This window comes from Methylovulum miyakonense HT12 (genome assembly GCF_000384075.1).
Classification (GTDB): domain Bacteria; phylum Pseudomonadota; class Gammaproteobacteria; order Methylococcales; family Methylomonadaceae; genus Methylovulum; species Methylovulum miyakonense.
This window is the reverse complement of record NZ_KB913025.1, coordinates 2,923,935-2,938,240: the sequence shown is the minus strand read 5'-3', so window position 1 is coordinate 2,938,240 and position 14,306 is coordinate 2,923,935. Positions and strand designations below refer to the sequence as shown.

The window sequence follows — 14,306 nt, the reverse complement described above, 5'->3', positions numbered from 1 at the left end:
TCATGCAAAAAAATCACTTTTTCCCTATGACCTTGATTGCTGTCGCGATCTTGTCAGGCTGTAGTTCCGTACCACAAAACTCTGCCCTCATAGAAGCCCACAGCCGATACAGCAATGCGCAAAGCAGCCCGGAAGTCACCAACCTGGCCGCCCTGGAATTGCAGGATGCGGGCGTTTCCCTACAAAAAGCCGACGCCGCCTTGAGCAAAGATGACAATGTTGAAACAGTCAACCAACTGGCTTATATCGCGACCCAACAAGTCGGTATCGCCCAGGAAGTTGCCAAACGCAAAACCGCCGAATTGGCGGTCACCAATGCCGAGGCCAAACGCAACGAAGTCCGCCTTGATGCGAGGACGGCTGAAACGGTGCGCGACCATGCCTTGATCGCTGAACAGCAACGCCAGCTTGATGAATTGAACGCCAAGAAAACTGACCGTGGCATGGTCATCACCTTAAGTGATGTCTTGTTCAATGTTGACAAAGCCCAGTTGAAATCCAGTGGTGTCCGCACCGTCCAAAAACTGGCCAATTTTCTGTCGCAATACCCGGAGTACAAAGTGTCGGTCGAAGGCCACACCGACAGCACGGGCAGTGACGAGCATAACCAAGGCCTGTCCGAGCGGCGCGCCGGTTCCGTACAATCGGCGTTAATCAACGATGGCATCGGCAGTGACCGCATCGCCGCAGAGGGTTATGGCGAGGGTTCCCCTATCGCCAGCAATGATGATGCCGGCAGCCGCCAATTGAACCGCCGTGTGGAAATTATCCTTTCCGATGCCAACGGTAAAATCGCCCCACGTTAAGCTCGCCTTGATGACGTAAGGAAGCGTTGTCTGAATCACCCGTTCGTGCTGGGCTTACCAAAGCACAGAACGGGATCGGGCTTAAAGCCCAACGCCGTTAAGTTAAGACATAAACCATGAAATCAATCTGTTACACTTATGTAGGTTGGGTTAGCGATAGCGTAACCCAACAGCGTAGCGGTGTGCCGTTCTGATAAGGTCGGGTTACGCTATCGCTACCGAAAGTAGGCGCATTAGGCGACCCGACCTACGAAGAAAAGATCACACAACATAAAAAATAACTATTTGATTTTTAAATTGATTTTCTTAACTTAACGGCATTGGCTTAAAGCCCCGTCACTACCATTTCAAAATACCCATCCGCTACGGCAAACGTTGCGCAACGGGTAAAAACCGCGTTCCGGCTTCCACCTATTATTTTTACATGGCCGACCACACCAATGAACAGACCCGAGGAAAGTGACGATCACCAACAAGACAACCCTGCCCTAAGCAACGTCATCGAACGCAACATCCGCACCATTATCCTAATCCGTCAAAAAGCCGCGCGTGAGCGTAGCCTCCAAAACCGCATCGCCGATGCGATCACCTCTTTTTCAGGCCGCATGGTCTTTGTCTATGCCCATGTCATCTGGTTTGGCGTCTGGATTTTTCTAAACGACGGTTACTTTGGTATCCGGCCTTTTGACCCGTTCCCCTACGGGCTCCTGACCATGGTCGTTTCACTGGAAGCAATTTTCCTCTCGACCTTTGTGCTCATCAGCCAGAACCGCCAGAGCGAAGAAGCCGAACGGCGTGCCGACCTTGATTTGCATATCGGTTTGCTGGCCGAACATGAATTGACGCGGGTATTGCAAATGCTCGAAGCCATCCAAGACAAATTGGGCATTGAAGACGATGAGGACAGTGAACTCGCCGACCTCGAAATGGAAACCAAACCTGAAGATGTGTTGGCTGAAATTGAGCGTCTGCATCAGCGGGCATTGGGTAAAAAGCGATCGGATTTGTAAGCCGATAAGCCGGGTGGTGGAGCCTGAATTCGGAATCATCAGGCAATTAGGCCCGCCACACAAACCTTATCCCAAACCCGGCTTACCAATGTGTGCTGCCGTACCGACCCCGTTTACTTTTGTCTGTATTGTTTATGATGAGTATTGGCACATTCCATACTCGGATCATGGCAATATGGCCGTGGTCGCACATTAGGAGATTCTCATGAACAAAGACCAAATAAAAGGCCACGCTGAAGAAGCTAAAGGCAAAATTAAGGAAGTCACTGGCAAGATCTTGGGTGACGATGGCATGGAAGTGGATGGCAATATCCAAAAAAATGTCGGCAAAGCCCAGGCTAAAGTTGGCGACATCAAGGGAAACCTTAAAAAAGCTTGCTGTTAGAAAAGCCCCGCTGGCTAGGCGAGTTATTTCAAACTAGCCTAGCCCCAACCGCCACGGAATACCCGCACACCTAAACACAGGCGATTAATAGAGTGCCGGCCGATTTGGGCTAGGCAACAAAATAGCTTTAGGTAGATGTTATGGTAACTGTGGTTAACTTCCCCGTCATTTGGCGGGCTCTTACGGAGTAGCAAACATGCTCGAAACTCTAGCGTTAGTGCTCATCATCCTTTGGGTGTTGGGTTTGGTGTCCGCTTACACACTGGGCGGTTTTATTCACATCCTCTTGGTCATTGCAATCATTGTGATCCTTGTGCGGGTCATCCAAGGCCGCCGGGTTTAGTAGCCCTCCACAACACCGCAAATAGTATTGCTTGGGGCGGCCAAGCAGGGCTTAGTATGGCCATGTGTTAGGGGATGGGTGGTAAGGTCTCTGGCCACTTGGGGATAGGTATCAAACTGGCTACCGATATTGGGCCTGGATCTGCTATTATCGGTTGCCTAGTTGTTATGGACACCCCGGCAACCTTTACCAGATTTGTTCTGTTTTATGTGCCGCATCATCAATTCTGAACGCCACCAATACTATGAAACACCCTGAATTCCCCCTAAGCGACGGGCTGATTTACCTTAACCATGCCGCCGTCGCCCCTTGGCCGAAACGGGCCAGCACAGCGGTGATCCAGTTTGCCGAACAAAACACCTATTACGGTTCGCGTTTTTATCCCGATTGGCTGGACAAAGAAGCGTATTTGCGCAGCCAATTGCAGGCTTTGTTAAATGCGCCCTCCTCCGATGACGTTGCCCTGGTCAAAAACACGTCGGAAGCGTTGTCTTTTGTCGCCTATGGTTTGCCGTGGCGACCCGGCGACAATATTGTTTCCAGCAATGAGGAATTCCCCTCCAACCGCTTGCCTTGGCAATCCTTAGCCAATCAGGGTGTGGAATTCCGTCAGGCTAATTTGCACAGTACCAATACGCCTGAGGACGCCTTGTTCGCACTGGTGGACAGCAACACGCGCTTATTGACTATCAGTTCCATACAATTCGCTTCGGGGCTGCGGATGGATTTGGAGCGGATCGGTGAATTTTGCAAACGGCGCGGCATTTTATTTTGCATTGACGCCATCCAGAGCCTGGGCGCGGTGCAGTTTGATGTGCAGGCTTGCCAAGCGGATTTTGTCATGGCGGACGGGCATAAATGGATGTTCGGCCCGGAAGGGCTGGGGGTTTTTTACACCGCACCCGACGCCAGGGACAAGCTCAAGCTGACCCAATACGGCTGGCACATGATGAAAGACACCCATAATTACGAAAACCAGCCCTGGGAAATCCACCCCACCGCCCGACGCTTTGAATGCGGCAGCCCCAATATGCTGGGCATCCATGCGTTTTCCGCCAGCCTGTCCTTGTTGCTGGAAATGGGCATGGCTACGGTCGAATCGCTGGTCATCGAAAGGTCGGACTATCTAAAAGACGCCATCGCTAACAAGGGGCAACTGGTCTTATTGTCGGGGCGGCAAAATCGGCTGAAATCCGGCATTGTCACCTTCAAACACCAATCCGCCGCCAACGACTTGTTATATCAACATTTACAGGGCAACGGGGTGGTTTGCGCGTTGCGTGGCGGCGGCATACGCTTTTCACCGCATTTTTATAACACTTTTGAGGAAATTGACCGGGCGTTTGAATGTATTTCCGGGTTAGACAAATAGGCGTCTTTCTAAATTGGAATAATGGGGCTGTAACGTTTGCCAAGTAATTCAACAAAAACCCCATGGCATAAAAAATTATTAATACAATGATTTTTATAAATTTTCTTACACCGTGGCAACAAGTAGCTTGTTTTTTGTCGTTGTACTAAATTGGCTGCTATTGGCCTTTCATATCTTGGGTTGTAACCAAATTTATGGAGGCAACGTTTGGCTTTTGTCGGGCGGTGCTTCCCTTCCGTTTTTGGGCTTCGGCATTTTTACTTTTCAGGTTGTGTCGGCGGCAAGCCGTCGGTTTGGTGGCGTACTCGGTTATGTGTTTTTAAGTTGCCTCAGTTCTGCCACGTTGGTAAATTCCAGCTACGCAAGTTTGGTGTTAGCCAAACCTTGCGGTAAACCGAGTAGTTTTTGTGGGTAGCTGTAATGCCGGGCCTTTCTTAGCGCCGTGCTGTGGATATTGCGTAGCGGGGCACAATGGCGGCTGTTGCCAAGCGCACACGGCAAGTGGAACGCCGTGTTCAAGCGGTTTTCGCGCTGGTGCCAGTTCGGCGTATGGGAGGCGCTCCACGATGGCTGCATCCATCTGCCTGACCTGCAAGCCGTTTTCATCGACTCCACCATCAACCCTGCCCACGCCTGCACGGCGGGGGCGACTGGCAGCAACGCGGAGGCCGGGACTCTGGGACGCTCCCGGGGCGGTTCCGACACCAAAGTCCACGCCATCACCGACGGGCTGCGCCTCCCGTTGGGCTTCATCCTGACGGGCGGCCAGAAAAGCGACGCCGGCCAGGCCCAGGCCCTGCTGGAATTCGCCCCGGAAGAAGCCGAAGCCCTGGGCGGCGGCAAGGGCTACGATCGTAACGCGCTGATCACCACCCTCAAAACCCGTGGCATGGCGGCGGTCATCCCGCCCAAAGCCAACCGCACCGAACCCCGCGAATGCGACTGGGGCGTTTATAAGGAACGTCATGCCATCGAGTGTTTCTTTTGCAAAATCAAGCACTACCGCCGCTCCTTCTCCCGTTTCGAAAAGCTCACACGCAACTATATGGGGTGCCTTTGTTTCGTCTCCGCCCTGATTTGGTTGCGCTAAGTTATGTCAACAGAGCCTAAATCTCTGGCGGTTTGTGCAATGGGTTTATCACTTTCATTGGCCAACTTGACGGCTGACTCTCTAAATTCGGCGGTATAGGTTTTGGCTTTTTCTTGGTTCATATTAAATTCACACTCTTTTCAGGACATTTCAAAGTGTGTCCGGTTTAGTGTAGCCACATCAGGCGCTTGGTGGAGACCGTCATCGGGCAATTGACGGAACGGCCCCCATATCGAAAAGGCCAAGACCCGCGACACTTGGCATTTGGCCAACCGCTTTATCCGTAAAGTGTTTACCCATACGATGGGGTGCTTTTTGGGAAAATTACTGGGCAACCCAACTTTGCTTTTTGAGGCTTTAGTTGAGATTTAAAAGTTAAGCATCGCATATCATCATCTAAATTTTTACGGAATTTTTACCCTGTTTGGAATTAGACTGTGCATTGCTGTTAAGGTAAAGCCGTTGGAATTAGCAGGCTTTGAAAACTCTATATAAAGGTGGTCTTATGGGTAGTGTATATCTTGTATTGACGGTGATTTTTTTTGCCGTCACCGTCGCGCTGGTTTATGCCTGTGAAAAGTTAAGGGGGCAATCATGAGCTGGCTGTATCTGTTAAGTGGTGTGCTGGCGCTGGTGATTTTCGTTTACCTGATCGCCGCGCTGTTTTATCCGGAGAAATTCTGATGACAAATAACAGCTTTTTTCAAATTGCCTTATATGTAATCACCCTGCTGGTTCTGGCGAAACCGCTAGGCTGGTATATGGCCAGGGTTTATGAAGACGAACCGGTATGGCTGAACCGTTGGCTGACCCCGTTTGAAGCGTTGATTTACCGTTTAAGCGGGGTGAATACAAAACAAGAGATGCGCTGGACGGATTACGCCATCGCCATGCTGGTTTTTAATTTATTGGGATTCTTCGCGGTATTTGGCTTGCAAAGCCTGCAAGCCTCCCTGCCCTTTAATCCGCAGAACCTGCCCAACGTCAGCCCTGACTCGGCTTTCAACACCGCCGCCAGTTTCGCCACCAACACCAATTGGCAAGGTTATGGCGGTGAAGTGACCATGAGTTACCTGACCCAGATGCTGGGGTTGACCGTTCAGAATTTCGTTTCCGCCGCGACGGGCATGGCGGTGCTGGTCGCATTGATCCGGGGCTTTATCCGCCGCAAAGCTGACATTATCGGTAATTTCTGGGTGGATATGACCCGCAGCACCTTGTATATCCTGATGCCGCTGTCCTTGGTGTTGGCCTTGGTGCTGGTCGGACAGGGAGTCGTGCAGACCTTCAAGCCTTATCAAACCGTACCAATGATGGAAACCGTCAGTTACGGGCAGCCTAAACTGGGTGCGGACGGCGTGGCCTTGCAAGATGCCAAGGGCAATCCCGTGATGGAAACGGTCGAAACCAAAGGGCAAACCATAGCGGTGGGGCCTGCCGCGTCACAAGTCGCTATCAAGCAACTGGGTACCAACGGCGGTGGTTTTTTTAACGTCAACTCGGCACATCCCCTAGAAAACCCTACCCCGTTGAGCAACTTCTTGGAAATGCTCTCGATACTGCTGATACCCGCCGCGCTGTGCTACACCTTTGGTGTGATGGTCGGCGACACGCGGCAAGGTTGGGCGATATTGGCGGCGATGACGCTAGTTTTGGTCGCGCTGATTTTTGTTGCGGTACCGGCGGAGCAAGGCGGCAACCCGGCGTTGGCGGCGTTGAATAATGTTGACCAGTCGGCAAACGCCACCCAATCCGGCGGCAATATGGAAGGCAAGGAGACCCGCTTCGGGATCACCAACTCTGCAATATGGTCGGTGGCGACCACAGCCGCGTCCAACGGTTCGGTCAATGCGATGCACGATTCCTTCACCCCTATCGGTGGCATGGTGCCGATGTGGCTGATGCAATTGGGAGAAGTGATATTCGGCGGCGTGGGTTCGGGGCTGTACGGCATGATCATGTTCGCCATCGTCGCGGTGTTTGTGTCAGGTCTGATGATAGGCCGCACACCGGAATATTTGGGCAAAAAAATCGAGGCCTATGAGATGAAAATGGCGGCTATCGTCATTTTGATCCCGCCGCTGGTGGTTTTGGGCGGCACCGCCATCGCCGTCATGGTGGATGTCGGCAAATCCTCGGTCTTTAACCCGGGTGCGCATGGTTTCAGCGAAGTGCTGTATGCGTTCTCGTCAGCGGGCAACAACAACGGCAGCGCGTTTGGCGGGCTATCGGCGAACACGCCGTTCTATAACGCCATGTTGGGTCTGGCCATGTTGTTGTCACGTTATTGGCTGGCGGTGCCGGTGTTGGCTATCGCGGGTTCTTTGGCGGCGAAGAAAATCGTCCCCGTAGGGCCAGGAACCTTACCGACACATACACCGCTATTTGTCGTGTTATTGATCGGCACGGTACTGATGGTCGGTGCATTGACCTTTGTACCTGCCTTGGCTTTGGGGCCGGTGGTCGAGCATTTGCAAATGCTCGGCGTTGCATCGGCTAAATAATGGTATTTATTCAGTCCCTCTCTTTGAAAAAGAGGGGTTAGGGAAGATTTTTTAAATAAATCCCCCTCAATCCCCTTTATGCCCTCTGGGTGCTTTTTCAAAGGGGGATGTGAACAATTACAAATAATGTAGGTTGGGTTAGCGTGAGCATAACCCAACATTTGCCGCTTCGATGTGTTGGGTTACGCTCACGCTAACCCAACCTACTATAATAGTTGTGAGAGATACCTCATGAGCAATCAATCAATTTCAACCTCTTTATTTGATCAGCAAATCCTTAGCGCAGCCTTAGCCGATTCCTTCCGTAAACTTGCCCCGCAGCAGCAATGGAAAAATCCGGTGATGTTTGTCGTTTATATCGGCAGTATGCTGACCACCTTGCTTTGGCTGCTGGCCCTTGACGGAAAAGGTGAAGAACCTGCCAATTTTATTTTGGCGATTACCTTATGGCTATGGGGCACAGTTTTGTTCGCCAACTTTGCCGAAGCGGTCGCCGAAGGGCGCAGCAAAGCGCAGGCCGCATTTTTGCGTAGCGCCAAACGCGATATTGCCGCGAAAAAACTCGATGAGCCACGTTATGGGGCCAATTATTCCAAAATCGCCGGTTCCAGTTTACGGCGTGGCGACGTGGTTTTAATCGAGGCTGGCGATTTTGTCCCGGGTGACGGCGAAGTCATCGAAGGGGTTGCGTCTGTGGACGAAAGTGCTATCACAGGCGAAAGCGCCCCGGTAATCCGCGAATCGGGCGGTGATTTCAGCTCGGTGACGGGAGGCACACGGGTGTTGTCAGATTGGTTGGTCGTGCGTATCACCGCCAACCCTGGCGAAGCTTTTCTGGACCGGATGATCGCCATGGTGGAAAGCGCCAAACGGCAAAAAACGCCTAACGAAATCGCCTTGACTATTTTGTTGGTCGCGTTGACGCTGGTGTTCCTGATGGCGACCGTGACCTTGCTGCCATTTTCCCTATATGCCGTGGCTACGTCAGGCGCAGGGCAACCGATCACCATCACCGTGCTGGTGGCCCTGTTGGTCTGCCTGATCCCGACCACTATCGGCGGTTTGTTGTCAGCGATCGGAGTGGCCGGAATCGGCCGCATGATGCAAAAAAATGTCATTGCGACATCCGGCCGGGCAGTGGAAGCGGCAGGTGACATTGACGTGTTGATGCTTGACAAAACCGGCACGATCACTTTGGGAAACCGCCAAGCCTCCGGATTTATAGCCGTCAGGGGCGTCGCCGAAAGGGAGCTTGCCGATGCCGCGCAACTGGCTTCACTCGCTGACGAAACACCCGAAGGGCGCAGTGTGGTGATTTTGGCAAAGCAAAAATACGGTTTCAGGGAACGTGACGTGCAATCTTTAGGCGCCACTTTCGTCCATTTCAGTGCGCAAACGCGGATGAGCGGGGTCAATATTGAAGGCAGGCAAATCCGCAAGGGTGCAGCCGACGCCATTCGTGGTTATGTTGAAGAACTGGGAGGGAAATTCCCGCCGGAACTTCAGAAAATGGTCGATGACGTGGCGCGGCGCGGCAGCACCCCGCTGGTGGTGGCTGAAGGCACCCGTGTTTTTGGTGTGATAGAGCTTAAGGATATTGTCAAAGGCGGCATCAAAGAACGCTTTGCCGAATTGCGCCAGATGGGCATCAAGACGATTATGATCACTGGCGACAACCGCCTGACCGCCGCCGCGATTGCCGCCGAAGCAGGCGTTGATGATTTTCTGGCCGAAGCGACGCCGGAAGCGAAATTGAGGTTAATCCGGCAATATCAAGCGGAGGGGCGTTTGGTCGCAATGACGGGTGATGGCACTAACGATGCCCCCGCCCTGGCGCAAGCCGATGTCGCGGTGGCGATGAACAGCGGTACGCAAGCCGCCAAGGAAGCGGGCAATATGGTGGATTTGGATTCCAACCCCACCAAGTTGATTGAGATCGTCGAGACGGGCAAGCAAATGCTGATGACACGAGGCGCCTTGACCACGTTCAGCATCGCCAATGATGTCGCCAAGTACTTTGCGATCATCCCAGCCGCGTTCGCCACCACGTATCCGGTGCTGAATGTCTTGAACGTGATGCACCTGGCGACACCCGCGAGCGCCATCTTATCCGCCGTGATTTTCAACGCGCTGATCATTATTGCGTTGATCCCGCTGGCGTTAAAAGGCATCAAATATAAGCCTGTCGGTGCCGCCACGCTACTGCAAAACAATTTGCTGGTTTACGGCGTAGGCGGATTGATAGTCCCATTTATCGGCATTAAGGCGATTGACTTGGTTCTGGTCACGCTGGGCCTTGTTTAAAACAGTTAAAGTAGGGTGGGCAAGCTGTTTTTGCCCACCTTTTGTCTGATAACCGGTGGGCAAAAAAGCGTCGCCTAAAGCGCCTACTGTTGGTGCCCACCCTACTTTTAGAGATTGAAAATGATTAAACATCTACAACCAGCAGTTATTTTGTTTGTGATTTTCACCGTGTTGACAGGTGTGGTTTATCCCGCCATCGTGACGGGTTTGGCGCAACTGTTGTTTCCCCATCAGGCCAATGGCAGCCTGATGACGGATAGCAACGGCAAAATCATAGGCTCCAACTTGATAGGACAACCGTTTAGCGATCCCGGCCATTTTTGGGGTCGGCCTTCCGCCACCGGCCCATTCCCCTATAATGCCGGGGCTTCCAGCGGCTCAAACTTGGGGCCGACCAATCCGGCTCTGGCGGATGCCGTAAAAGCCCGTATTGAAGCGCTGAAAGCCGCCGATCCTAATCATAAGGCTCCGGTTCCGGTTGACTTGGTTATGGCATCGGGTAGCGGGCTAGACCCTCACATCAGCCCGGCGGCGGCGGAATATCAAATCAACCGTGTGGCGAAAGCCCGCCATATTGCACCGGAAAAACTCCGTGCCCTGGTTGAGGCCAACACCGAAGCCCGCCAATGGGGGATGTTCGGGGAACCCCGGGTCAACGTCCTGGCCTTAAACCTGGCATTGGATGCCAACCATTAAGCCGGAGTGGCCGTTATGGAATTGAGAGTTGGCTTGTTGTTACTGGCGGCCTTCTTACCGGCCGCCCATGCTGATGCCAATATGACCGGGCTTTATACCTTGCCCGCCAGCAAGGTTTACATCGAGCCTTGCCAGCGGGAGGCGCTACTCTTACATCCTGGCATCATTGAGAAACAACGGGTATTACATCGGCACGGGGATTTTTGGGTGCGTTATGAAATACTGGCCAGGGATGGCTCGGAATCAGTCGTGCAGTGCGATTTGGCAAACGGGAGGATCATCCGTGAGCAGAAGCTAATCGACGGCAGCTTCTGATAGGTTTTCTACAGGCTAGCCCGGATAGGTCGGGTAGGATAGCCTGCTTTGTGGTTTGGGATTACGCCAACGTTTAATCTTAAGCATTTTCTGATGGGTTTTAATAAAAGGACAATAACTATGCGCTTATTAGCGGAATGTCATACTGCACTTCTTTGGGGGAATAGCCTTAAGGCCGACCTCTTCAAATCCAAAAAGTTGGGTTATTTGGTCTTGCTTGCGGTCATGGTCACCCTGGCGGCCGGACTGATGCTTTTTTTGGTCGATCCGAATATCCAATCGCCTATGGACGGGATATGGTCTGCCTGGGTGACGATGACCCATGTGGGTTTTGGTGATGTGGTTCCAGTCTCCTTTTTGGGGCGTTTGTTGGCGGCGGGGCTGATCTTGTTTGGCCTTGTGTTTTTTTCGCTGTTTACCGCCCTAGTTTCGGTAGTCCTGATTGGCAGAAATATGGACGCTTTAGGCTTAGGCGTGCGCCGGATCGAACAAGAGACGGGGGATATCCAAACTGGAGAAGAGCGGATTCTCGCAGAGCTGGCCCGGTTGCATGAGCGGATGGCGTTGTTGGAGCAGCAGCTGTCATCGGGCGCAGATCAAAGCCAATTCAAATAAGCCGGCACTATTTGACCCCAATGGAGAGCAAGCATGGAAAACTTAGCCCGGATTTATCGGCTAAAGCAAGACCCGCCTTCGGCACTTTCCTTCATATAAATGGAAAGTAGCCATGAACGATGAACGCCCTGATCCAGACGAATTGCTCGCCCGTGTCGAGCGCGACCAAGCGCGTGCCTGCCGGGGACGGCTGAAGGTTTTTTTTGGTGCGGCGGCGGGTGTCGGCAAGACCTACGCCATGTTGCTGGCGGCCAAGGAGAAACGGACGGAACATATTGATATTGTCGTCGGCTTGGTGGAAACCCATGGGCGCAAGGACACCGCGTCCTTGTTGGAAGGCTTGGAAGTGTTGCCGCCCAAAATAATTGACTACCGGGGCACGGCCTTGCATGAGTTCGACCTGGATGCCGCGCTTAAGCGTAAGCCCTCCATCATCGTGGTCGATGAACTGGCGCATACCAATGCCCATGGTTGCCGGCACCCCAAACGCTGGCAAGACATTGAAGAACTGCTTGAAGCCGGCATTGACGTGTATACCGCCCTCAATGTCCAGCATCTGGAAAGCCTTAACGATGATATAGGCCAGATTTCCGGCATACGGGTTTGGGAAACCGTGCCGGACACGGTGTTTGAAGAGGCCGACGAAGTCGAATTGGTGGATTTGCCCCCTGACGAACTGCTTAGCAGATTGAAAGACGGCAAAGTGTATTTGCCGCAACAGGCCCAGGAGGCGGCCAAACATTTTTTCCGTAAGGGCAATTTGATCGCCCTGCGCGAACTGGCGTTGCGGCAAACCGCCAGCCGTGTCGACGCACAGATGTTGGATTACCGTGAAGACCATCGCATCCGCGAAGTTTGGCAAGTCAGCGAGCGTATCCTGGTTTGCATCGGCCCTAATGCCCTGGCGGAGCGGCTAGTCCGTGCCGGCAAACGCTTTGCGACCAGCTTGCGTGCCGAATGGATAGTGGTCTATGTCGAAACGCCTGAGTTGCAACGTTTAGCCGCGGAACAACGTGACGGGGTGTTGCGCATCCTACGCCTTGCCGAACAATTGGGCGCCGAAACCGTGACTTTGAGTGCGCCAGAGATGAGCTCGGCCATCATCAAGTTTTCCAATGAACGCAATGTGACCAAGATCGTCATGGGCAAGCCGACCCGTAGGGGGTTAAGGCGGGTGCTGCTAGGTTCGGTGGTGGATGTGCTGATTAGTGATGCGCACAACATCAACCTGTATCTGTTGGGTAGCCCACGGCCTGGGCAAGGCGATAACGGCAACAAGCCAGAGCACTCCCTGTACCGGAAAAGCCCCTTGCCAGGGCTTGGGAAACGCCCGGCCCAAACAAAAGGCACCAAAGGCTATATCTGGGCCGTGGTCGTCACGGTCGCCAGCACCGCCTTGGCCTATATGATGTTCGGGCGCTTTGAACTGGCCAACCTGGTCATGGTGTTTTTGCTGGGCGTGGTGTATATCGCCACCCGCTTTGGCCGTGGCCCGTCCATTTTTGCTTCCTTTCTGGGCGTGGCGATTTTTGATTTGTTGTTCGTCCCGCCTTATTTCAGCTTCACGGTGGGCGACAGCCAATATCTGGTGACCTTGTTAGCGATGTTGACCGTGGCGATGCTGATCAGCAGCCTGATGGCGAACGTGCGCTCCCAAGCCAAGGTGGCGGGGCATAGGGAACGGCGGGCGACGGTGCTGTATGCGATGAGCAAAGACCTGACCGCGAGCCAGAGCGAGGATGAAATCGTGCGCACGGCGGTGCATCATCTCTACGCCGAATTCGGCAGCCGCAACGTCATCCTTTTTCCTGATGGCAATGGGCGGGTTGTGTATCCGACCGGCCATGCCATACCTGAATCCCTACACGCCGCCGACCTGAGCGTCGCGCAGTGGGTGATGGACCATAACGAAATCGCCGGCCAAGGCACCCATACTTTGCCCGGTGCCGAAGCCATTTATTTTCCCTTGAGCAATAAAGAAACCATGTTGGGGGTTTTGGTGTTGCTCCCGGTCAATCTGCGCCGGGTGTTCCTGCCCGAACAACAGAAATTGTTGGAAACTTTTCTGGGGCAGATCGCCCAAGCCATCATCCGGGTGCGCCTGACCGAGCAAGCCCGTAAAACCCAAGTGGAAATGGAAGCCGAACGCCTGCGCAATTCCCTGCTCAGCTCGATTTCCCATGACTTGCGCACCCCCTTGGCGACCATCGTCGGTTCCGCCAGCACTTTGGTCGAGGATGACAACGCCCTCAAGGCGGAAGATAAGCTGGAACTGAACCGTGCCATTTACGACGAGGCGCAACGCATGTCCAGCCTGGTCAATAATATCCTGGACATGGCGCGGTTGGATGCCGGGGCCGTGGAGCCGAACAAGCAATGGTATCCGCTGGACGAGATTATCGGTGTCGTGTTGACACGCTTACAAAAACGGCTCATGGGCCGTCAGGTAAGCGTCACCTTGCCGCCCGGCATCCCGATGGTGTTTGTCGATGCGGTGATGATCGAACAAGTGCTGGTCAACCTGCTGGAAAATGCCTTGCGTTACACGCCGGAGGGCAGCCCTTTGGAAATCATGGCGGTCGCTTCCGATGGCGCGGTGGCAATATCGGTGGCTGACCAAGGCCACGGGCTCCCTCCAGGCTACGAAAATAAGGTATTTGAAAAATTTTATCGGGTGCGTAACGAGGCGGCGCAAAGCGGGGTTGGATTAGGGCTGGCTATCTGCAAGGCCATTGTTGAGGTGCATGGCGGCAGTATCCAGGCACAAAACCGGCCTACCGGAGGCGCGGTGTTTTCGTTCAGCCTACCGCAGGATTATTCGCCGCCCGTGATGGGACGGGAAGAGCCGGGTTACTTGGTTGAATAG

At 53.3% G+C, this 14,306-nt stretch carries 13 protein-coding genes and 2 pseudogenes; 14 read left to right on the top strand and 1 reads right to left on the bottom strand.

Annotation, left to right across the window (positions count from 1 at the left end; genetic code table 11):
- The first annotated feature begins 2 nt into the window (after positions 1-2).
- The 6 genes and pseudogenes from METMI_RS0114640 to METMI_RS24200 all read left to right on the top strand — a co-directional run.
- Entirely contained in the window at positions 3-806 is an 804-nt protein-coding gene (locus tag METMI_RS0114640; protein ID WP_019867045.1) for an OmpA family protein, read from the top strand.
- A 440-nt stretch (positions 807-1,246) separates the two neighbouring features.
- The gene (locus METMI_RS0114635; protein ID WP_019867044.1) at positions 1,247-1,816 is read left to right on the top strand and encodes a DUF1003 domain-containing protein; all 570 of its coding nucleotides are present in this window, start codon (positions 1,247-1,249) and stop codon (positions 1,814-1,816) included.
- 205 nt (positions 1,817-2,021) lie between these two features.
- Positions 2,022-2,201, top strand: a complete 180-nt coding sequence (locus METMI_RS0114630; protein ID WP_019867043.1) for a CsbD family protein — start codon at positions 2,022-2,024, stop codon at positions 2,199-2,201.
- 196 nt (positions 2,202-2,397) lie between these two features.
- Positions 2,398-2,544, top strand: a complete 147-nt coding sequence (locus tag METMI_RS27040; RefSeq protein WP_019867042.1) for a lmo0937 family membrane protein — start codon at positions 2,398-2,400, stop codon at positions 2,542-2,544.
- 244 nt (positions 2,545-2,788) lie between these two features.
- Entirely contained in the window at positions 2,789-3,916 is a 1,128-nt protein-coding gene (locus METMI_RS0114620; protein WP_019867041.1) for an aminotransferase class V-fold PLP-dependent enzyme, read from the top strand.
- Between the two features lie 436 nt (positions 3,917-4,352).
- A pseudogene (locus METMI_RS24200) lies at positions 4,353-5,006 on the top strand (IS5 family transposase); the annotation flags it as partial.
- On the opposite strand, the gene METMI_RS28160 reads toward METMI_RS24200, so the two are convergent.
- On the bottom strand, positions 5,003-5,128 hold the full coding sequence (locus METMI_RS28160; RefSeq protein WP_019867038.1) for a transposase: 126 nt from the start codon (positions 5,126-5,128) through the stop codon (positions 5,003-5,005). The pseudogene METMI_RS24200 and the gene METMI_RS28160 sit on opposite strands and share 4 nt — an antisense overlap.
- 60 nt (positions 5,129-5,188) lie before the next feature.
- On the opposite strand from METMI_RS28160, the pseudogene METMI_RS28410 reads away from it, so the two are divergent.
- From METMI_RS28410 to METMI_RS0114570, 8 genes and pseudogenes are all read left to right on the top strand, one after another.
- Positions 5,189-5,378: pseudogene (locus METMI_RS28410) on the top strand (IS982 family transposase); the annotation flags it as partial.
- Positions 5,379-5,600: 222 nt separating this feature from the next.
- Entirely contained in the window at positions 5,601-5,690 is a 90-nt protein-coding gene (kdpF, locus tag METMI_RS24190) for a K(+)-transporting ATPase subunit F (RefSeq protein WP_019867037.1), read from the top strand.
- Positions 5,690-7,510, top strand: coding sequence for a potassium-transporting ATPase subunit KdpA (gene kdpA / locus METMI_RS0114595; protein ID WP_019867036.1), 1,821 nt, complete (start codon positions 5,690-5,692; stop codon positions 7,508-7,510). Before kdpF ends, kdpA begins: the two co-directional genes overlap by 1 nt.
- Before the next feature lie 231 nt (positions 7,511-7,741).
- Entirely contained in the window at positions 7,742-9,814 is a 2,073-nt protein-coding gene (kdpB, locus tag METMI_RS0114590) for a potassium-transporting ATPase subunit KdpB (protein WP_019867035.1), read from the top strand.
- Between the two features lie 120 nt (positions 9,815-9,934).
- Positions 9,935-10,510 (top strand): potassium-transporting ATPase subunit KdpC, encoded by a 576-nt coding sequence (kdpC, locus tag METMI_RS0114585; RefSeq protein WP_019867034.1) that lies wholly within the window; start codon positions 9,935-9,937, stop codon positions 10,508-10,510.
- 15 nt (positions 10,511-10,525) lie between these two features.
- Positions 10,526-10,825: a hypothetical protein gene (locus METMI_RS0114580; protein WP_019867033.1), complete on the top strand. Its 300-nt coding sequence runs from the start codon at positions 10,526-10,528 to the stop codon at positions 10,823-10,825.
- Between the two features lie 120 nt (positions 10,826-10,945).
- Positions 10,946-11,440 carry a potassium channel family protein gene (locus tag METMI_RS0114575; RefSeq protein ID WP_019867032.1) on the top strand — a complete coding sequence of 165 codons (495 nt, stop codon included), beginning with the start codon at positions 10,946-10,948 and terminating at the stop codon, positions 11,438-11,440.
- Between the two features lie 112 nt (positions 11,441-11,552).
- A complete protein-coding gene (locus METMI_RS0114570; RefSeq protein WP_019867031.1) occupies positions 11,553-14,306 on the top strand; it encodes a sensor histidine kinase in 2,754 nt (917 codons plus the stop codon).